Below are 20551 nucleotides of genomic sequence, written 5' to 3' on the forward strand. Positions count from 1 at the left end.
GCCGAGGAGAACGTAACGTATGGAACATTTTCTGGATATCATCATGGTACCCATACAAGTGATTATTGTTTTCTACACCCTATATTACTTTGTTTTGGCTGTTTTTGGCCTGATGAAGCGGCAAGAGCATATTACGGCAGCGCCGCGGCATACGTTTGCCGCCGTTATTTGCGCTCATAACGAAGAAAAGGTCGTCTGGCAGCTTATCGATAATTTGCAGGAACTTCACTATCCCCGTCAGATGTATGACATTTATGTCGTTGCCGATAATTGTACCGATCACACTGCAGCCATCTGCAAAGAGCACGGCGCAACGGTGATGACTCGTGTCAACAAGGAAGAAGTCGGCAAGGGATATGCTATGGATTGGATGTTTAACCGACTGTTGGCACAGGAAAAGCAATATGATGCGTTTGTTGTTTTTGATGCCGACAACTTGGTTCATCCCGAGTTTTTGCGCGAAATGAACAATCATCTCTGCAAAGGGGAACAGGTTATTCAGGGATATATGGATTCGAAGAATCCTACGGATACGTGGATTGCCGGAACTTTTTCCATTGCATTTTGGCTGATCAATCATATGTGGCATCTGGCAAAATATAATGTCGGCCTTTCCACGGCGCTCGGCGGTACCGGCATGTGCATTGCTACCGATATTGTGCGTAAATACGGCTGGGGCTGCGACTGTCTGACGGAAGACATGGAGTTTTCCATGAAGATTCTGCTTGAAGGCGTACGTACTTGTTGGGCCCATGACGCTATTATTTATGATGAAAAGGCCCTTGGTTTTATGCAGTCCTGCAGACAGCGGAAGCGCTGGGCCCAAGGGCAGTGTGACTGCGGTGAACGGTTTATACCGAAGCTGTTTGCCCGCGGCATCCGTACGGGGAACATTCGGATGTTGGATGGCATTATTACCTTATCACAGCCGTTTTTTATGATGATGTCGACAATATATGCCTGTCTGGCCTATATTAATGCGGCATACATCCCTTTTTACACCAACATTTTGAACCAACTTGTACCGGTACAAATTTGGACTATCTTGGCAATAGGGCAGTATCTTATTCCCGTTATTGTGTTATTGCAGATTAAAGTACCGTTAAAATCGTGGCTTTATTTGATCGTATATCCATTATTCATGTACAGTTGGATTCCTGTTAATTTTTTGGGCTTCATCGACCGGCACAAAATGCAATGGAGCCATACGCTTCATACGCGCGCCGTTTCCTATGACTCGGCGGCGTTGTTGCGAAAAGAGAACAAGAGATAGGAGTAATTCATGCATATTCTTTTGACAAATGATGACGGCCTGCAGGCCAGGGGGTTGCAAGTCCTGAAACGGGAGTTGGCGGCTTTTGCCGAACAAATCACTGTGGTGGCGCCGACGGGGCAGCGCAGTGCGGCATCTCATTCGATGACCATCAATAGGGATTTGTACTGTCGGGAAGCAGAGCAGACGCTGCCGCATGTGCGCGAAATCGCAGTCAGCGGCACGCCCGTCGATTGCGTAAAGATGGCGATGGAGTATTTTTTAGTCGACAAGCACCCGAATCTGATTATTTCCGGCATCAATGACGGGTATAATCTGGGCAGTGACGTCCTTTATTCGGGAACTGTTTCGGCAGCGATGGAAGGACCCTATTACCAGGTGCCGGCAATGGCGGTTTCCATGCGGGATATGACGGATGAGCGTTGTACGCAGACGGCTCGTCTGGTTATTGCGGTCATTGAATCCGTCTTTGTAAAGGGGAATTTTCCCGGCGTTCTCAACGTAAATATTCCCCCTTCAGGAGAAATTTCCTTGAAGAATGCCCGCGTTGTACCGCAAACGGTACAGATATATCATAATATCATTGCGGAAAAAGAGGATATCGACGGCAGCGCTTGTTATCGCATTGTCGGTGACATCGACATGGAGACGGCTCCGGAAAATACCGATGTGGCTTGTATCCGCCAAGGTCATGTGGCTCTTACGCCGTTGCGGTGGCAGCAGACGGCTTTTGCCGTTATGGATACGATCAGAGAATATATTTCCTGAAAGGTCGGAAGAAACGATTTTTCGACCTCTTGCAATTTGCGAATGAAAAGTCTATAATGATAATATAATCACATAGCGAGTGAATGAAATATACGGGAGAAGGCTTTACAGTCTACCGAAGGAGTTAAACTCTCAGGTGTCGCAAGACGGGACCGTATACGGACACAACTCTGGAGAGTCCCATTGGGCGCCGAAGGTGCACGGAATCTGTGATTCCTTATCTCTCAGGCAAAAGGACAGAGACAGCGATAAACATGCTCCTTGTTTTTATGCGCGTGTTTTCTCAACCTATCTTCAGAGCGTCATGCTGATGATAGGGTTTTTAATTTATAGTTAAAGGAGAATGCACTTATGAATTTGGACATGTTGAATGCGATTGACAGCTTTGTTTGGGGACCGCCGTTGCTTTTTCTGCTTATCGGCACGGGCATTATGCTTACGTTCCGGCTTCGCGGGTTACAGATCACGCAGTTGCCGCGTGCCTTGAAGTTGATTTTTACGGCGAAAAATCAAGGCGAAGGGGATATCGACAGTTTTAAAGCCTTATGCACAGCGTTGGCTGCTACTGTCGGTACCGGTAATATTGTCGGTGTTGCCACGGCTGTTCATGCCGGCGGCCCCGGCGCCGTATTCTGGATGTGGATGGCCGCGTTGATCGGTATGGCCACTAAATACGCGGAAGGCTGTCTGGCCGTCAAATACAGAACGATCGATAAAAACGGGGAAATTTCCGGCGGCCCTATGTATTATATTGAAAATGGTCTCGGGAAAAAATACAAACCCCTTGCTACGCTTTTTGCTTTTTTCGGCGTACTCGTCGCTTTTTTCGGTATCGGTACTTTTGCCCAGGTCAATGCCATCGTTGAGATCACACAGCTTGCGGCCGACGTTCCCGTCACCTATACGGCCGTCGTACTGACCATTGTCGTAGCTGCCGTAACGATTGGAGGCCTGCAGTCCATTGCCAGAGCGGCTTCAAAGATCGTACCGGCCATGGCAGTTATTTACGTGCTTTCCACCCTTGCTTTTTTAGGTGTTTTTTATGAACAGATTCCGGCGGCCGTTGCCGAAATCATTCATGATGCATTCAATCCGACAGCTGCGGCAGGCGGGTTCCTCGGCGCGACAGTTCTGGTTGCCATGCGCAACGGTGTGGCCCGCGGCGTTTTTTCCAATGAATCCGGGTTGGGCAGCGCTCCGATTGTCGCTGCCGCGGCAAAAACGAAATGGCCTGCGGAACAAGGCTTGATTTCCATGACGGGCACGTTTATTGATACGATTATCATTTGTACGCTTACCGGGCTGGTGCTGGTTATCAGCGGCGCTTGGATGGGGGAGCTGAACGGAGCCGCACTGACGAACGTTGCGTTCTTGCAGGCCTTTCCGAATACAGGCAGTATTATTCTCTGTATCGGGTTAACGCTATTTGCGTTTACGACCATTCTCGGCTGGAACTACTATGGTGAACGATGCGTTGAGTATTTGGCCGGCGTCAAGGGAATTATGCCTTATCGTATTACCTTCATTATTCTTGTTGCCTGCGGGGCATTTTTAAAACTGGAAGTTATTTGGGTCTTGGCTGATATCGTGAACGGGTTGATGGCTATTCCGAACCTGATTGCACTCATCGGGCTGAGCGGTGTTGTCGTTGCCGAGACCAAGGCATATCTTGCGCAGGTAAAAGAGGAAGAACAAGAAGAAAATATACTTGTCGATCCCGTTGACGGCCATTGATTAAGAAGACATAAAAAGTTTCGGCTGAGGCGGGCATTCCGTTTTTACGAGGCAGGGAGCGCGGGGCCGTCATTGATGGCAGAAAATATATTCGGATGGACAGATTCTCGTTGTAATCCATTCCGAATGATAGGACATGGACGAATGGAAAACTTATTGCTTGACTGCTGATGATAATATGATATAATAAATCTTGTCTTGAAGAACTCTTAGACTATGCCGGAGTGGCGGAATGGCAGACGCACCTGACTCAAAATCAGGCGGGTAACACCGTGTGGGTTCAAGTCCCACCCCCGGCACCATGATCGATTCATCAATAAGCACCCGTAGAGGGTGCTTATTTTTTACAGATTTTTTACGAAAATACTTGCGCATAGACGAATGGGACAATCTTCATCGGGAGAGATGTCGCAAGGTGGGGGGGTTCGTATGAAGGAACAGATCGTTAACCGTGTATATTGCGGTACCGATCTTGTATCAAACCGCATAGGGGCTGCAGATATAAATAAAAAGCGAAGTACAGGCAGGCAGCAGGAGCATCCAGCGTTGCCAGCGGTACGGCGGCAGCGATGCTCCAGGGGATGAGGGCGGCAATTACGATGATCGTGTCTTCCAAGGTCAGCATCATTCGTGTTTTATCGGGAATAATCTCTTCGCACAGTTGCTTTGTCAGGATAGAGGAGAGGGTCTGGTTGCAGGCGATCATGGCAGTCAGGATCGAAACGATTACAGTACAGCCGTAGGCCGATACCAGTGCGGCTCTTTTGCGGATGTATTTCTTTATCCCACGGAGCAGATCGGTATGCCGAAAAATACCGGCATACGAACAGGATAAGGCCACCAGGGCGGCGGGTTTTGCCATGGCAATTATACCGCCGCCGTTCATCATCGGGGCCAACTGCGCTGTCGGTGCGGCATAGCCCCATAACAGCATCGGGATGATCGTGAGAAGCGCTTCATGTTGCAGCAGCGCGCAGAGACACAGACTGATTACGATGCTGACCGTCATCGTTACACGAACATCAATCCGTAAGAAGGAAAGAAGGATGACGGCGGCAGCCGGCAGCAACGTCATACTATGCAGGGCAAATGAATCTTCAAACAGCGATGACGTTTGTAAGGTGACGGACGCATCCGTATTGGCGTATCGTCCCAGCAGCAAATACAGTGCGGCGGTCACGAAAAAAGGGATGACAGCGCTGCGAGCCATGAGACGAAGATTATGATAAAAAACGGTTCCCGTAATGGAGGAAACGACGAGGGCGCTCGTTGACAGCGGCGAACAGCGGTCTCCCAAAAAAATACCGCTGAAGACGGCCCCGCCTGTAAAGAGTGGCGAAACTCCCAGCACATGGCCGACGGACATGCAAATAACGCCCATCGTTGCCGCCGTGCCGAAAGAAGTTCCGATCAATACGGACAGCAATGCGTTGAGGAGAAAAGCGGCGATAAGGAAAAGGTCGGGTCTTATCATATCCCCGGCGAGAGAAACGATGTAAGGAATCGTACCGCATGCCCGCCATGATACGGTGATCATGCCGATTAAGACGAATACCGTCAAGACAGTGCGCACGGTCAGCAGGCTTTCTACAGTCATGGACAGCAGTTGCCGGATACGGCAACCGTAATGGAGACCATAGAGAAAAAAGATGATATATCCGAATGACAGTGCGTAGAGAATGGACAGATCAAAATGCAAACAGAGCAGGAGTCCGCTGCAGAATAAAAGTAAAGTCAACAGAGCCAATATTATTCCTCCCACATATACGGGTATGCCGCCAGGCACGTGGACGGTCCGGTACGGATGTGTAAAATATATTACATTATAGATCATAGAGGAAAAAGATGCCAGAACTGTCGGTGATTTTTCCGAGTGATTAGGAAAGTGATGCGGCGGCAAGTTGAATGGCCGGACTGCGGTGTTTTCCGCAGACGAGATGGACGCCGCTACTTTTTTATCAGGCACCCATTGTGATATAATAATAACATATAGTGTATGTGGAGGGAGTCGATCAGAAATGAAGGAAATTTTTGAAAGACGGAGCGTGCGGAAATTTTTACCGACTCCGGTGGAAGATGCGAAAATTGAAGCCTTGCTTCGCGCCGGTATGGCAGCCCCTTCTGCGGGAAATCAGCAGCCGTGGGAATTTTATGTCGTACGTGACAAGCGCGTTTTACAGACTTTATCTCATATCAGTCCGTATGCGGGTTGCGCAGCGAAAGCGCCGGCTGCGATCGTCGTCTGCAGCCGTGATGAAAATCTTCGTTTTCCGGCGTTTATCGGATTGGATCTGAGCGCTTGTGTGGAAAATATACTCATTGAAGCGGTATATCAGGGCTTAGGCGCCGTTTGGCTCGGGGTCACACCGTATAAGGCCCGTGAAGCCAATGTGCGGCGTGCCATCATGTTGCCTCAGGGATATACGGCGTTTGCCATCGTCTCCTTCGGGTATGCCAACGATAATAAAGACGGTCGCGGCGGTGAAGACCGCTACGACGCTTCCCGCGTTCACTATGTATGAAAACGGATATAATGGTGGCTCCTGTTTCCGGCAGGAGTCATTTTTGCTGATCAGCGGAAATGAGAGGATATCATGTTTAATATCGGAATGAGTGAAATGGTCGTTGTATTGATTGTGGCATTACTGGTTTTCGGTCCGCAGCGGCTGCCGGAAATAGCCAAAATTTTAGGAAAGAGTTTTACGGAATTTCGCCGTGCCGGACGGGAAGTGATGGAGGCTACCGAAAAAATGCAGGATATGGCAGACGAAACGAAGCATACGGCTAAAGAAGCGATCACGATTGATGCTGAAATCATGACGGAGGAGAAGGAACGTATCGCGGGAAGCGCGCAGAAAGAAGGGAGCCATGATGAAAAATACGGTAAATGATGAGATGCCTTTAGTCGATCATCTGCAGGAATTCCGACGCCGGCTCCTGGCTTGTCTGGCCGTCGTTGCCGTAACAAGCGCCATTGCTTACGCTTATGTCGACGAACTGATCGCCTTGCTTTCGGAGCCGGCAGGAAAGCTCTATTTTATGAACCCGGCGGAAGTCTTTTTCTCTTATCTTGAAGTGGCCGTGTTCACCGGTGTGCTGACGGCATTTCCCTTTATTTTCTATGAACTCTGGGCGTTTGTACGTCCCGGACTTCGTGCTGCTGAGCGGAAATTGCTTTGCAGACTGTTGCCGGCAGGCGTCTTTTTGTTTTATGGCGGTCTCCTTTTTTCCTATTTTTTGGTTCTGCCGGCGGCGGTACGTTTTTTTATGGGGTTTGCGACGGAAACGTTGCAGCCTATGTTTTCCCTTGAATCCTATTTATCTTTCTTCGTCGCGTTGGTATTACCCTTTGGTATCGTCTTTGAGTTGCCGTTGTTGCTTCTTTTTCTGGCCAGAATGGGGATTGTTTCGGCGGCAATGTTGCGGCAAAAGCGACGGCTCCTTATCGTTTTCGCCTTCGTTTTTGCCGCTGTCGTATCCCCGACGACGGATATTTTTACACAATGCATGATTGCCGTACCCATGATTCTCCTTTATGAGATCAGTATTGTGTTGGTCAAATGGCTTATACAAAAATAAATTGTATACAGTATTTATGCCTTTCCGAGAGCGGATATCCTTGTATTCATGCGGCTTTTTGATATAATATAAAAGTACAGTGTGTCAGCTATTGTGCTGACAGATTGGTATGGTTCCTAACATTTTTGTAGGGGGTTATTGTATGAAAAAAATAAATTCGGTTTTAGTTGCCAACCGCGGCGAAATTGCTATTCGCGTCTTTCGCGCCTGCAATGAACTGGGGATTCGCACCGTTGCTGTCTATGCAAAGGAAGATTCACTCTCGTTGCACCGTTTCCGTGCCGATGAATCTTACCTGGTCGGAGCGGGAAAAAAACCGGTTGATGCTTACTTAGATATTGAAGATATTATCCGCATTGCTCATGAACATGATGTTGATGCCATTCATCCCGGATATGGCTTTTTGTCGGAAAATGCCGATTTGGCGAAGCGTTGTGCCGAAGAAGGCATTATTTTTATTGGCCCTCACGTTGAACACCTGATCATGTTCGGCGATAAGATCAATGCCCGCATTCAAGCCAAAAAGGCCGATATCCAGTATATTCCCGGCAGTGACGGCCCGGTCATGAATTATGAAGAGGTCGAAAAATTTGCCAGAGAAGTCGGCTTCCCGATTATGCTTAAGGCTGTCAACGGCGGCGGCGGCCGCGGGATGCGCATGGTCGATCATATGGCGGACTTGCGGGAAGCTTACGATCGCGCCAAATCGGAAGCCAAATTGGCTTTCGGCAGCGATGAGATTTATTTGGAAAAGTGCATCATTAATCCGAAACATATTGAAGTACAGATTATCGGTGATGAACACGGCAATGTCATGCATCTTTTTGAACGGGACTGTTCTATTCAGCGCCGTCATCAGAAGGTAGTCGAAATAGCGCCGGCTTTTTCGCTGCCCGAATCACTGCGTCGCGATATTTGCAACGCTGCCTTGAAGCTGATGAAAAACGTCGGCTATGTCAATGCCGGTACCGTTGAGTTTCTGGTAACGCCGGATCATCAGTTCTATTTTATAGAAGTAAATCCCCGTGTCCAAGTTGAACATACGGTAACGGAAATGGTTACAGGCATCGATATCGTTCAAACGCAAATCAAGATCGCCGAAGGATACGCGCTGACGAGTGATGAAATTGCGATTCCATCGCAGGAATCGGTACGTTGCCAGGGTAACGCCATCCAATGCCGTATTACGACGGAAGATCCGATGAACAATTTCATGCCTGATTCCGGTAAGATCATGGTCTATCGTAGCGGCGGCGGCTTCGGCGTTCGCCTTGACAGCGGCAATGCTTATACGGGCTCGATCATTACGCCGTATTATGATTCCTTGCTCGTGAAAGCTACGACATATAGTCTGACACATGCCGGAGCAGTTCAGAAGATGCTGCGTACATTAAAAGAATTCCGAATTCGCGGCGTCAAGACTAATATCGGATTCTTGATTAACGTTTTGAGTAATCCGCTTTTTGTCAGCGGTGATTACGATGTCAATTTTATCGACGAACATCCGGAACTGTTTCATTTACCGGTTATTCAGGACCGCGGCACGAAGCTTTTGAAATACATCGGCGATACGACGATCAACGGGTACAGCGGGTTAGGTCATCAGGAAAAACCGGAATTTGACCCCCTTGAATTGCCGTCTGCAGTAAAAGGTGATTTTCCGTCCGGGACAAAGCAGCTCTTCGATTCCATGGGACCGGAAAAGTTTTCACAGTGGATATTGGCTCAGAAGCAGGTCCTTTTTACCGATACGACGATGCGTGACGCTCACCAGTCGCTGATGGCGACGCGCGTGCGCACGATAGACATGCTGCGGGTGTTGGAAAGCGCATCGAAAAAACTGCCGAATTTCTTCTCCTATGAATGCTGGGGCGGCGCAACTTTTGATGTAGCCTATCGATTCCTGTACGAAGATCCGTGGGAACGCCTCCGTCAGATGCGCAAAAAAGCGCCGAATATCCTTTTGCAGATGCTGATTCGCGGAGCTAATGCAGTCGGGTATACGAGTTATCCGGATAACGTCGTCAAAAACTTTGTCGACCTTTCGGCGAAGAACGGTGTCGATGTCTTCCGGGTCTTTGACAGTTTAAACAGTCTTGACAATATGTACGGTACCGTTCAGGCTGTTCGCGAAACAGGTAAGATTGCCGAAGTGGCGCTCTGTTATACAGGGGATATCCTTGACGCATCCCGTTCCAAATACAACTTGGACTACTATGTGAAGATGGCCAAGGAGTTGCAACATGCCGGCGCCAATATTATCGCGATTAAAGATATGGCCGGCCTTTTGAAGCCGGAAGCCGCGTACCGCCTTGTATCCGCCTTGAAAGACGCGGTTACATTGCCGATTCACCTGCATACGCACGATGGCTCTGGCAATGCCATTACGACCTATTGCCGCGCCGTCGACGCCGGCGTTGATATTGTCGATGTCGCCTATTCCGCCTTTGCCGGCGGCACGAGCCAGCCGAGCATGAGCACGCTGTATTATGCTTTGAGCGGCAAAGACCGGCAGCCGGTTATGAATGTCGATGCCATGGAAGAAATGTCCCGTTACTGGGCTACCGTTCGTCCGTACTACAAAGGGGTCGATAAAGCCGAACCATATCCGAATACGGAAGTCTATCAACATGAAATGCCTGGCGGACAATTTTCCAACTTGCGTCAGCAGGCGAAGGCCGTCGGATTGGGCGAACGCTGGAATGACGTCAAGAAAATGTACCATGCCGTCAATATGATGTTCGGCGATATCATTAAGGTCACGCCGTCGTCCAAAGTCGTCGGTGATATGACGCTCTTTATGATTCAAAATGACCTGACCGAAGAAGATATTCTGAAAAAAGGCGATATTTTGGACTTTCCGCAGTCTGTCGTCGAGTTCTTTGAAGGGCGCATCGGGATTCCGTATCAGGGATTCCCGCAAGAATTGCAGAAGATCATTCTTAAAGGGCTCCAGCCGTTGACCGAACGTCCCGGCAAATCCCTGGCTCCCGTTGATTTGGAAGCAACGCGGAAAAAGTTGGCCGATGCGGGTTATAAGCATGAAGATGAAGATGTAAACGCATACTGTCAGTATGCCAAAGTCTTTGTCGACTACAATGAAAATGTCAAAAAATACGGTGACGTCAGTGTTCTTGACACGCCGACCTTCTTCTTCGGCATGCGGAAGAATGAGGAAAATCATGTCGAAATCGAACCGGGGAAAGATCTGGTTATTACGCTGGTTAATATCAGCGATCCCGATGAAAGCGGCATGCGCAATATTACCTTTATGTTCAACGGCGCCGAACGGGAAATCACGGTGCAGGACAAGAGCGTGGACATGAAGACGGTAACGCGGCGGAAAGCCAATCCCGACAAGATCGGCGATATCGGAGCCACCTTATCCGGATCTGTTGTCAATGTGCTCGTTTCAAAGGATCAGAAAGTGAAGAAAGGCGAACCGTTGGTTGTTACAGAAGCGATGAAGATGGAAACGACGATTACGTCGCCGATCGACGGCGTTGTCAAAGATATTTTCGTTTCCAAGGGACAGCCGATTATCAGCGGCGACTGCCTGGTGGAAATCGGAGAATAAAGAAACAGCAAGGACGGAAACCGAAGGGCTTCCGTCCTTTTTTTCAGCAAAGGAGCCCAGATGTCAGCAAGACAAGAAAAAATCCTTTATTGCCGCCAGTGCGGAGCAGCATTGGAAGCGGGGCAGCAATATTGCGCATACTGCGGCGTAACCGTTCCCGCCGACGCGATGAACGACGAGCTTTTGGCCCATATGGGGGCGAAAGGATTTATCGAAAATTTTCAATATGTCTTGAAAGAGAAGTATGTCGTTTGTGCAGGTCGCGCTTCGCGCGGCGAGTATTGGAAATTCCATGCCGTTTATTTCGGCTGCCTCGATATCTTGGGCTGTCTTTGGTTCCTTTCCGCCACTGTGTTTTGGGCCGCCGTCGTTTCGTTTGCGCTGCTGACGGCTCTTCCCTGCGTGTGCCTCTCGATTCGTCGTTTTCATGACCTCAACAAAAGCGGTTGGTGGCTATTCAGCAACGCAATTCCTTATGTAGGCCCTTTCGTCTATATCTGGTTTCTCGTACGCGCAGGGGACGAAGCGCCTAATCGCTATGGCAGGAGGCTGAACTGCGTTTCCCTTACGGCAGCAGAAGGCAGTCGTATCGGCAGGGGTCGTTCGCCGCAAGGTGGGCAGATTGTAGTCTAATGGAGCGGCATTCGTTATTTTGCTCGTTTTTATTTACGTTGTTTCTGCTTTGCAAGAATTGTCGTTGACACTGATATAAAGAATATCCACTTAAAAAATTATGAGTATGCCTTTAATGTAGGTATCGTAGGAGATCTTTTTGGAACTTCCTTATATAGCGTTTTTTTATAAGTGTCCCTCTAGCTCAGCTGGAGGGATTTTATATATTTTTTCATATAGTTTATCAGTAAATCTATTCAATTCGCATGCTGTTGCAGAAAACTGTTTGTCTTGTATTACAATGGCGGAAAAACGTTTATAACTATGGTAAAAATTTATCGATATCTCAAAGATGGTTTTATTATTGAAAGTGTTATATAAGGGGGATTATTGTATCTAGATATGGAGGAATAGTATAGAGAAACAAGAACGTTATTATGGTAGAATACTGTAAATCTAGATAATTGAAAATTAATACGATTACAAGAAGAAAGCTGAATAAAGAGAATATTTCAAGATTGAATAGATGAAAGTATGAAAAGAACTATTTAGGTAACTTCGATGTAGAATGCGAATAATCTAGTGTAATGGTATGTTATATTTATTAATTATGTGAGAATACAGAATGGATATTAAATTATAATTAGTGGTGAGAGAAGTACACTATTTCTTTAATAACTAATTTGAAGATAATATTTACATTGTAATAAGACTAAAATTATAAAACCACTGCTTTTATTAAAAAAACAAAATAAAATTAAAATATTTCAATAAAGATATAAAATATAATGTTGATTTTATTGAAAAATAAATGTATAATGAGACATAATACAATTACATTTAATAAATTAAATTATATTTAACTGGCTATTCCTGTATTGAAAGGAGAATGATTTTATATGAGGAGTTATAGTTTGTTTGATTCGGTAGGCCCTATTATGCATGGCCCATCAAGTAATCATACGGGGGAGCTGTACGATTAGGGTTTTATTATCAAAAAATTATTGGAGGATTACCTAAAAAAATTATCTTTTTATTTCATCCGTTCTTAATGAAATTTTATAAAGGCCATGGGACGCACCGAGCTCTTATGGCAGGCCTATTAGGGATGAGAGAGGACGATCCCAATGTCAATCACGCACTTCATAATATGCAAGAAAAAGGTGTTGACATAATCTTTCAACCTACTCATAAAGTTAATCCAGATAGAAATCTTATGGAAATATGTGCAGTATATGAAGGCATTGATTGGGATATACATGGAATTTCCGTGGGTGGGGGTAATATCGTTATTGATAAAATAAACGGATTAGAAACGAAGATAACAGGGGATACTCATTTATATTTTTATTTACTCAAAGATGCAATAGATTTAAAAGAAATTTCAGAATTTATAGATGCTCAAGATATCAATGGCTATGCAAGTAAACAAGGATATTTTTTTTATATATCAACGAAATTTCCGATTGAAAAAAGTGTATTGATGAGAATAGAAAAAAGGGTTAATAATATTGTTCTTAAACGATATGTTGAGCCACTTCATCTGTTTTCGGAAAAGAGTACTGCCTCTCCTATATTTAGGACATTCAGTGAGTTAGAACAATTAACCGTATTGAAAGATATTTGTGAAGTAGCTATTGACTATGAATGTGCCCGAAGCTTGGTTACGCGAGAGCAGGTTTTAAATGAAGCTATAAAAATAGTGGAGGTTGAAGAACAAGCAATAGCGAAAGGATTAATGGGAAATATTTCCTTAATTGGTGGTTTTGTTGGAGATAGCGATGGGAGATTAGTGGCTGAGTATAGTAAAACCGATAAAACGATTACCGGCCCAATGTTTACGATGGCGATGGCAAGAGCTCTTGCTATTTCGGAAATTAGTGCTGGAGGAGGGCTTATTGTTGCTGCTCCAACTTGTGGTTCTGCGGGAACATTACCGGGTATTATATTTTCCGTAGGAGAAAGATACGGTGCTAATCGGGAGACTCTGGCTAAAGCCTTTTTGGTAGCGGCAGCATTAGGGACTATAGTTGCCAATAAATCCAGTTTTTCTGGAAGTATTGGGGGATGTCAGGTTGAAGTAGGTGTTGGCGCTGCCATTGGAGCGGCTGCTAGCGTTTGGTTAGCTGGAGGATCATTCAAGCAAATTAAAAATGCTTTTGCAATTGCTATGAAGAACATATTAGGACTCACTTGTGATCAACCAGTTAGTCCAGTTGAAATACCTTGCATAAAAAGAAATGCCATGGGTGTTGCAGTTGGACTTATGGGGGCAGAATTGGCTTTAGCAGGGGTAGAAAGTGCCATTCCAGCGGATCAAGTAATTGATGCCTTGGTAGATACAGCAAGACGAATACCTAATGAACTGCGATGTAGTCAAATTGGTGGATTAGCATCTACAGACATAGCTCAAGAATTAAAAAAGAAGTGGAATGAAAAAGTTCAATCATGAATATAGAATGGAGGGAAGGAAATATGGATACAAAAATTAAAAATTTATTAGAGATACTTAATAAAGAGGTATCACCTGCCTTGGGATGTACGGGACCAACTTCCGTTTCTCTAGCAGCAGCGAAGGCTTATGATGTTATAGGAGGGGAAATCGAAAAAATTCATGTACTTATGGATCGCGATACCTATAAAAATTCTATTTCAGTAGGCATTCCTGGAACAAGTCATAAAGGCTTAGATGTTGCCGCTTCCTTAGGGGCGATAGCAGGAAATGCAAAGAAAGGATTAGAAGTTTTGGCTGGTGTTACTCCGAGTAAAGAAAAAGATGCTTTGGATAAAATTAAAGAAGGAAAAGTTATCGTTGATGTGGCTTGGAATCGTACTGGTATGAATTTGTTTATTGATGCCACTGTATACACCAATAAAGGGTATGGACGGGCTATTATTTATGGGACACATACCAATATTGTTTATCTTGAATCAAATAATAAAATAATTAAGGGTTCGATAGATGCAGCAGAGGATTCATCATATAAACTTGATGCACCTATTAGTAATTATGAAATAAATGATTTTATTAATTTTGCAAAACTCATTGATATAAATGAATTGGGAATTGTAAAAAAAGCAATTGAATTAAATTTTGCACTTGCCAATGCTGGATTAGCAAATAAAGCCGGATCAGGTTTTGGTGTAGGATGGGGGACTTTTGATCAAAATAATGTTGTATATAAAGCCAGAACTTATGTTGCGGCTGCAGGGGACGCGAGAATGTGTGGGGAGAATCTTCCTGCTATGAGTTGTGCTAGTAGTGGAAATGTAGGTATTACTAGTTCTGTCCCAGTAAAGGTTTTTGGAGATTTTTATGAATATTCTAATGACAAAATTATTCGTGCTGTAGCATTGAGCTTTTTAGTCACGATTTTTGCGAAATGTCACATTGGGCGATTATCCCCTGTTTGTGCATGTTCTATTGCAGCTTCATTAGGTGTTGCAGCTGGATGTGGCTTTTTATGTGACTTGGAAAACATACAAATTGAACATGCTATTAGTAATATCATAGGAGCAATCGGAGGAACATTGTGTGATGGAGCCAAAAATGGTTGTGCAATAAAGCTTTCAACAAGTATTGGTGTGGCAATTGAAAATGTTATGCTCGTAAAATCTGGCGCTTATATTAATAATGATGAAGGATTGGTAGGAGAAAATGCAAATGAAAGTCTTGCTCTTTTAGGAAAAATTGCACGTGAAGGTATGGTTTCAGCAGATATAAAAATGTGTGAGGAAATTATTAAGCGTAATAAATTAAGGAGATAATACAATATTTTATGAATAATTATTGCTTAGGGAAGAACATTTCACAATTACGTTTATTAGAGGGATATTCACTGAAAGAATTGGCAAGTAAAGTGGAAATCAGTTTATCTATGCTTTCTCAGATTGAGCATGGTAATGCCAATCCTTCATTGAAGACATTGGAAGCTATTTCGTGTGCGTTAAAAGTACCCATTGTGAGATTATTTTCTGAAACACAAACCGTTAATGATTTGATTGTACGTTCCAATAAAAGAACTTCAATTATATTTCCAGAGTCCCCGGGCTTGGAATATGAGGTTTTGACGCCTAATCGTAGTAGTTCATTGGCGATGCTGATTTTAACGTTAAAAGCACATGGCAGTTCAGGTATCCAAAAAACCAAACATACTGGTGAAGAAATTGCCTATATATTGGAAGGGAATGTGCATCTTGTCCTTGATAATGAGGAAGTCAATCTAAATACTCATGATAGTGTAAGAATACCGCCGGGAATAACGCATCAATGGGTTAATGTCGGTGATGATGTAGTTCGTATTTTATTTGCCGCATCACCGCCAAGAATTTAAGAGAAAAAAATTATAAAATTATACAATAATGTACGAGGGAGGGAATTATCATGGGTGTGTCTACGGGAAGTATATTTATTATTGTTTTTAGCACCTTAGCTGTACTATTAGTTGCCGTATTAATTTCTTGGTGGGTTGGTAGAAAATCGACTGGAAGTGATTGGGCCGTAGCCGGTCGCAGCTTACTTTTGTATGTTATTGTTGGAACCCAATTTGTAACAGCTCAAGGTGGCGGATTTCTTACCGCCCATGTTGGAAATGGATATGCTGGAGGATGGTCTGCTTTAACATATGGATTATTTGTAGCTATTGGTATGTGGGTTATTTGCCTTATTGCAAAATAGATGCGTAGTCAGGAATTTTCAACTATACCGGATATTATGGAAAGATTGTATGGTAAAAATAAAACATTAACTGTCATATCATCATTTTTAACAATGGTTGTACCCTTTGGATGGGTTATTGGAAATCTGATTGCTTTTGGAAAGCTTTATTCCGGATTAACTGGCCTTTCAACTACTACCTTAGTATTGGCATTTGCCGTCATTAGTTTATTATTGGTATTACCTGCTGGATTAAAATCAGTTGCTTGGGCAGATTTCTTTTTTGGATGTCTTATGGGACTAATTTGTTTGGCAACATTATATTTCTTGTACGATATGGGAGGCGGATTTGGCAATGTTATGGCTAAAGTACCGGATAATTTAAAGTCTTTTCCTGGTGGAATGGCAAGCCTAGGCTGGGGAACAGTTATACTCTGGTTTATGGCGGTTATTCCTGGTAGTTTAACAAATCAAATGTATTTTCAGCGTATTTTTGCTGCAAAAGATATAAATTATGTTAAAATGAGTTTATTTCTTAGCGGGGTAGTAATTATTATTTCTGAAATTTGGGCATCTTTATTTGGGATGGGGATTAGGGCAATGAATCCTGGCTTAGAACGAGAAATGGCAACTGGCTGGTTTCTAACACAAATTCCAGTTTGGTTTCTAGCTTTATATGCAGGATTAATTGTATCTGCTATTATGTCAACTGTTGCTAGTGGCATTCAATCTGTGGCATTAAATGCGGTAAATGATATTTATAAAAAGATACTTAATCCTGGAGCGACTGAAAATGATATGAAGCATAAATCTAAAATAATTTCAGTTATAGTTACATTTTTAGCTGTAGCTATAGCCCTAGTATATCCGCGTGTACTTAATGTTATTGTTGCAACTTATGCTTTTTCAGCAGCGGGGCTTATGTTCCCGATATTTGCGGGAGTATTACTGCGTAGAAAAAATTTAATTACGGCCAAGTCAGTAATTATTAGTATGATAGTGGGCTTTATCGTTTGCTTTGGCGCAATGTTAATGGAAACTGTTATTCCATATGCTATTTATGGACTGGCGGGGTCTGGAATTGCATTGATCATAGCCTGTATGATTTTTAAAGATGATAAGAAAGTTGCAGGGAATATGGGGTAGATAGAAAATTGAATATAAACCTAGCCACCATATATTTTATAGTGGCTAGGTTTATTGTTGTATCTGTGGAATTAGTACAATTACTTTTAGATATAAAAGTGCAAAAAGATTTTGGATGAAGCTATTAATCGAGAAGAAGTGTTAATTTATTAGTATTGTTATATCCTATTTATTAGGCATAGATAATATTAGGTACATAAATAGATAATTTGAGAGATATAAAAATTCAGAAACGGACTTAAAAAATGTGAAAATTAATGCTCATTATTGTCGTGAAGGGGATGGACTTTTTAAAGTTTTTACAGTTTTATCTTGAAATGGAGAAATCAGGCATTATCTATATGTAGATTAGAAGTGATGCTTAGATATATAATGTTTGGAATGATAGTATCGTTAATTTATTAAGATTCCCTACTGGCATGTTTTGCGTGCCGAATATTTACTTAGGAGAATTGTTAAGCTATGGGATGGTATCTAAAGAAAAATAATAAAAGTAGTTGTTCTGCCTGTTGAGTATTCAGGTGAATTTTATCGGGGTTTTCTAATAAAATGAATGTGTTACTTCATAATAGGCGGTGTCATCCGAATCATGGCTAATATATATGATATGTAAGTCAATGATGAAACGGCTCTTCTGGACAACAGGTGAAGTAATATTATTTTTAATAGAAAAAATGGGGTCAAAAGTTAGAAATAATTGGGCATAAACTTACCTGCGATATAAGGAGTAAAATGCTTTATATACTAGTGTAAAACCAATAAAGATTTTAAAGCGGATAAAACAACCGGTTGTAAGATATTGGAATAATTACATTCAAAAAGCTAAACGTCTCTCACTAAAACTTTTACTAGTTTTAGTGAGAGACGTTTTTATAATTATTATGTTGTGCCGGGATGCGGCGTCGTTATGCGTCCCGTATGACGGCGCACGATGATGCTGATGGAGAGCAAAATCAGGCCGGCGGCGATGAAGACGTAATGCATGCCGCAGAAGGTAGCGATCATCCCGCCCAGGAGAGGCCCGGCCATGGAGCCGATCTGCTGCGCCGAAAAGAGGAGGCCGAATACGCGTCCCTTGGTGTGGGAGTCGGTGTTTTGAGCCAGAATGGCATTGATCGAAGGATAGATGCCGGAAAAGAACAGTCCGACGCAAAATTGCGATGCCGCAAACAGATACAGGTCGCGAGGCAGCGATTGGATAATGCTGAAGATTCCGGCCAAAGTCAAGGCATAGGTCAGCGACTTATGGAATCCCTGGTGCTGTCCGAAGCGTCCCCAGAGCGGCGCCGATATGGCGCTGGCAAAGCCGCTGAGCGAGAAGACGAGGCCGGCGACGAAGATGACGTTGTCCAAATTGCCGGCAAGTTCCGTAATATATGTCGTCAAGACAGGCTGCACGATGAGGATGACCATTTGCACGAAAACGCCGAAAAGCAGCATATCGCGAATCAACGGATTTCGCCAAAGGCCGGAACCGCTGGTTTCCGGATGCCCCGGTGTCGGCTCTGCAGCCAGACTGTCAGGCGGTTCTTTGACAAAGAACAGAAGAACCAGAAAATTGAGGAAAAGAGCTGCCGCGGCCAGAAAGAATGACATGCGCATGCCGAAGACTTCCGCTAAAATTCCCCCGAAAAGCGGCCCGATGACACCGCCTGCCGTCAGGCCTCCTTGCATGATGCCGAGACAGATGCCCATTTTTTTCGGCGGCGCATAGGTGGTCATAATTGCCAGTTCCATCGGCCACAAGCCGGCAGCAAAACCTTGAAACATCCGCATGAACGTTAACTCCAGCGGTGTCGTTACGATGCCGCCGAAAAAATAACTGATGGCCAGAAGAAAGCTGGCTCGAATCGCCATCAGCCGTTTTCCCCGGCGATCGGCCATGCGTCCCCAAATCGGGGCCATGATGGCGCTGACGGCGAAAGTTGAGGAAAAGACAATGCCGGACCAGATATTTACCGATGACGGATCCACGCCGAGCTCATGGGTCAAATAGACCGGCAGGAAAGGGATCAGCATGGTATAACTGGCAGACATAAAAACGACATTACATGTCAGTATGGCTAAACAAAATTTCCAATTCATGGAGGTTCACTCTTTCTAAAATCAACTGTCAGTGTAATTTCCTTATTATAAAACGATTGTTCTCTCTTTTCAATACGAATTATCAAAGTTTTTTTAAGAAGAGGGCTGTGCAGGCGCACTTCCTTTTTCGCAGCGGCAAGCTTATAATTATGAGTATAGTATAGCAATGGAAATGGGGAAAAAAGATGTTTTTTTACTGCTTGAAACGTTTGGTCGGCGCTTATCTCGTCTTGTGGACAGTCGTGACGATCACTTTTGCCCTGATGCATGCCATACCGGGCGGTCCGTTTACGGCAGAAAAGAAATTGCCGCCTGTCGTTTTGGCTGCCGTGGAAGAACGGTATCGTCTCGACCAGCCGCTTCTCGAACAATATGCCGATTATTTGGAACATGCGGCGGTATTCGATTTCGGCCCTTCCTTCAAATATCCGGGGCGGACGGTGAACGAGATCATTGCCGAAACGTTACCCGTTTCGGCAGAACTTGGGGCGATTGCTTTGTGTCTGGCTTTCGGCATCGGCGTTTTGGCCGGCATGGCGGCGGCATGGCATAAAAACGGCGCCCTTGACTACGCGCTGATGCTTGGCGCCACGCTGGGTGTATCGGTGCCGAGTTTTATTTTGGCGGCGTTGCTGGTTCAGCTGTTTGCGTTTACGTGGCCTGTTTTACCGGCAGCACTATGGAAAGGGCCGTCTTATGCCGTTTTGCCTGTTTTTGCCTTGGCGGCGCATCCGACGGCCTTCGTCATGCGGCTGACGCGGGCCAGCTTTCTTGACGTTTTGTCGCAAGATTACATGCGTACGGCGCGAGCCCGCGGTGTCGGGACCTTTTCGCTGCTCTGTCGTCACGGTCTGCGCAATGCTTTGCTGCCGGTCATCACGTACATCGGCCCGCTGGCGGCGTCGTTGCTGACCGGCAGTTTTGTCGTTGAGACCGTCTTTGCCATCCCCGGTTTGGGGCGGTATTTTGTCACCAGCATTTACAATCGCGATTATACAGTTATCCTCGGGATAACGATTTTTTACAGTTTTTTGATTATTGTCATGAATTTACTGATTGATGTCATCTATCCTCTCGTAGATCCGCGGATTTCCCTGACATCGGAACGGGAGGGATGAGC

General features: G+C 44.7%; 16 protein-coding genes, 1 tRNA gene and 1 riboswitch. Of the genes, 15 read left to right on the forward strand and 2 right to left on the reverse strand.

The genetic code is table 11. The features are described from left to right. Positions 1 to 19: 19 nt before the first annotated feature. From HMPREF1250_RS10370 to HMPREF1250_RS10385, 4 genes are all read left to right on the forward strand, one after another. The gene (locus tag HMPREF1250_RS10370) at positions 20 to 1273 is read left to right on the forward strand and encodes a glycosyltransferase family 2 protein (protein WP_023054691.1); all 1254 of its coding nucleotides are present in this window, start codon (positions 20 to 22) and stop codon (positions 1271 to 1273) included. A 9-nt stretch (positions 1274 to 1282) separates the two neighbouring features. After that, positions 1283 to 2041: a 5'/3'-nucleotidase SurE gene (surE, locus tag HMPREF1250_RS10375; protein WP_023054596.1), complete on the forward strand. Its 759-nt coding sequence runs from the start codon at positions 1283 to 1285 to the stop codon at positions 2039 to 2041. Between the two features lie 160 nt (positions 2042 to 2201). Beyond that, a riboswitch (glycine riboswitch) is annotated at positions 2202 to 2291 on the forward strand. 101 nt (positions 2292 to 2392) lie between these two features. Next, on the forward strand, positions 2393 to 3775 hold the full coding sequence (locus HMPREF1250_RS10380) for an alanine/glycine:cation symporter family protein (protein WP_023054594.1): 1383 nt from the start codon (positions 2393 to 2395) through the stop codon (positions 3773 to 3775). Positions 3776 to 3993: 218 nt separating this feature from the next. Then, positions 3994 to 4077, forward strand: a tRNA-Leu gene (locus HMPREF1250_RS10385). A 143-nt stretch (positions 4078 to 4220) separates the two neighbouring features. Here the strand turns inward: HMPREF1250_RS10385 and HMPREF1250_RS10390 are convergent. Next, complete coding sequence (locus tag HMPREF1250_RS10390) at positions 4221 to 5522, reverse strand: Na+/H+ antiporter NhaC family protein (protein WP_023054598.1); 1302 nt, start codon at positions 5520 to 5522, stop codon at positions 4221 to 4223. A 271-nt stretch (positions 5523 to 5793) separates the two neighbouring features. Between HMPREF1250_RS10390 and HMPREF1250_RS10395 the strand changes: the two genes are divergently transcribed. From HMPREF1250_RS10395 to HMPREF1250_RS10435, 10 genes are all read left to right on the forward strand, one after another. Then, positions 5794 to 6297 carry a nitroreductase family protein gene (locus HMPREF1250_RS10395; protein WP_023054616.1) on the forward strand — a complete coding sequence of 168 codons (504 nt, stop codon included), beginning with the start codon at positions 5794 to 5796 and terminating at the stop codon, positions 6295 to 6297. A gap of 72 nt (positions 6298 to 6369) precedes the next feature. Next, a complete protein-coding gene (locus HMPREF1250_RS10400; RefSeq protein WP_023054671.1) occupies positions 6370 to 6666 on the forward strand; it encodes a twin-arginine translocase TatA/TatE family subunit in 297 nt (98 codons plus the stop codon). Further along, positions 6644 to 7354 (forward strand): twin-arginine translocase subunit TatC, encoded by a 711-nt coding sequence (gene tatC / locus HMPREF1250_RS10405; protein ID WP_023054673.1) that lies wholly within the window; start codon positions 6644 to 6646, stop codon positions 7352 to 7354. Before HMPREF1250_RS10400 ends, tatC begins: the two co-directional genes overlap by 23 nt. A 142-nt stretch (positions 7355 to 7496) precedes the next feature. After that, the gene (locus tag HMPREF1250_RS10410; RefSeq protein WP_023054664.1) at positions 7497 to 10931 is read left to right on the forward strand and encodes a pyruvate carboxylase; all 3435 of its coding nucleotides are present in this window, start codon (positions 7497 to 7499) and stop codon (positions 10929 to 10931) included. Positions 10932 to 10991: 60 nt separating this feature from the next. Next, the gene (locus HMPREF1250_RS10985; protein WP_023054649.1) at positions 10992 to 11564 is read left to right on the forward strand and encodes a DUF805 domain-containing protein; all 573 of its coding nucleotides are present in this window, start codon (positions 10992 to 10994) and stop codon (positions 11562 to 11564) included. 1087 nt (positions 11565 to 12651) lie between these two features. Next, positions 12652 to 13995, forward strand: a complete 1344-nt coding sequence (locus HMPREF1250_RS11455; protein ID WP_023054686.1) for an L-serine ammonia-lyase, iron-sulfur-dependent, subunit alpha — start codon at positions 12652 to 12654, stop codon at positions 13993 to 13995. A gap of 23 nt (positions 13996 to 14018) precedes the next feature. Then, the gene (locus tag HMPREF1250_RS10425; RefSeq protein WP_023054613.1) at positions 14019 to 15311 is read left to right on the forward strand and encodes a serine dehydratase subunit alpha family protein; all 1293 of its coding nucleotides are present in this window, start codon (positions 14019 to 14021) and stop codon (positions 15309 to 15311) included. 11 nt (positions 15312 to 15322) lie between these two features. Next, the gene (locus HMPREF1250_RS10430; RefSeq protein ID WP_023054689.1) at positions 15323 to 15877 is read left to right on the forward strand and encodes a helix-turn-helix domain-containing protein; all 555 of its coding nucleotides are present in this window, start codon (positions 15323 to 15325) and stop codon (positions 15875 to 15877) included. A gap of 50 nt (positions 15878 to 15927) precedes the next feature. Next, entirely contained in the window at positions 15928 to 16221 is a 294-nt protein-coding gene (locus HMPREF1250_RS11460; RefSeq protein ID WP_051356113.1) for a hypothetical protein, read from the forward strand. Beyond that, positions 16222 to 17346 (forward strand): sodium:solute symporter family protein, encoded by a 1125-nt coding sequence (locus HMPREF1250_RS10435; RefSeq protein ID WP_023054659.1) that lies wholly within the window; start codon positions 16222 to 16224, stop codon positions 17344 to 17346. Between the two features lie 879 nt (positions 17347 to 18225). Here HMPREF1250_RS10435 and HMPREF1250_RS10440 read toward each other — a convergent pair. Continuing rightward, positions 18226 to 19431 (reverse strand): MFS transporter, encoded by a 1206-nt coding sequence (locus HMPREF1250_RS10440; RefSeq protein ID WP_023054618.1) that lies wholly within the window; start codon positions 19429 to 19431, stop codon positions 18226 to 18228. 185 nt (positions 19432 to 19616) lie between these two features. On the opposite strand from HMPREF1250_RS10440, the gene HMPREF1250_RS10445 reads away from it, so the two are divergent. After that, positions 19617 to 20549, forward strand: a complete 933-nt coding sequence (locus HMPREF1250_RS10445; RefSeq protein ID WP_023054695.1) for an ABC transporter permease — start codon at positions 19617 to 19619, stop codon at positions 20547 to 20549. Positions 20550 to 20551 lie beyond the last annotated feature (2 nt).

The organism is Megasphaera vaginalis (ex Srinivasan et al. 2021), assembly GCF_000478965.1.
Lineage (GTDB): Bacteria > Bacillota > Negativicutes > Veillonellales > Megasphaeraceae > Megasphaera > Megasphaera vaginalis.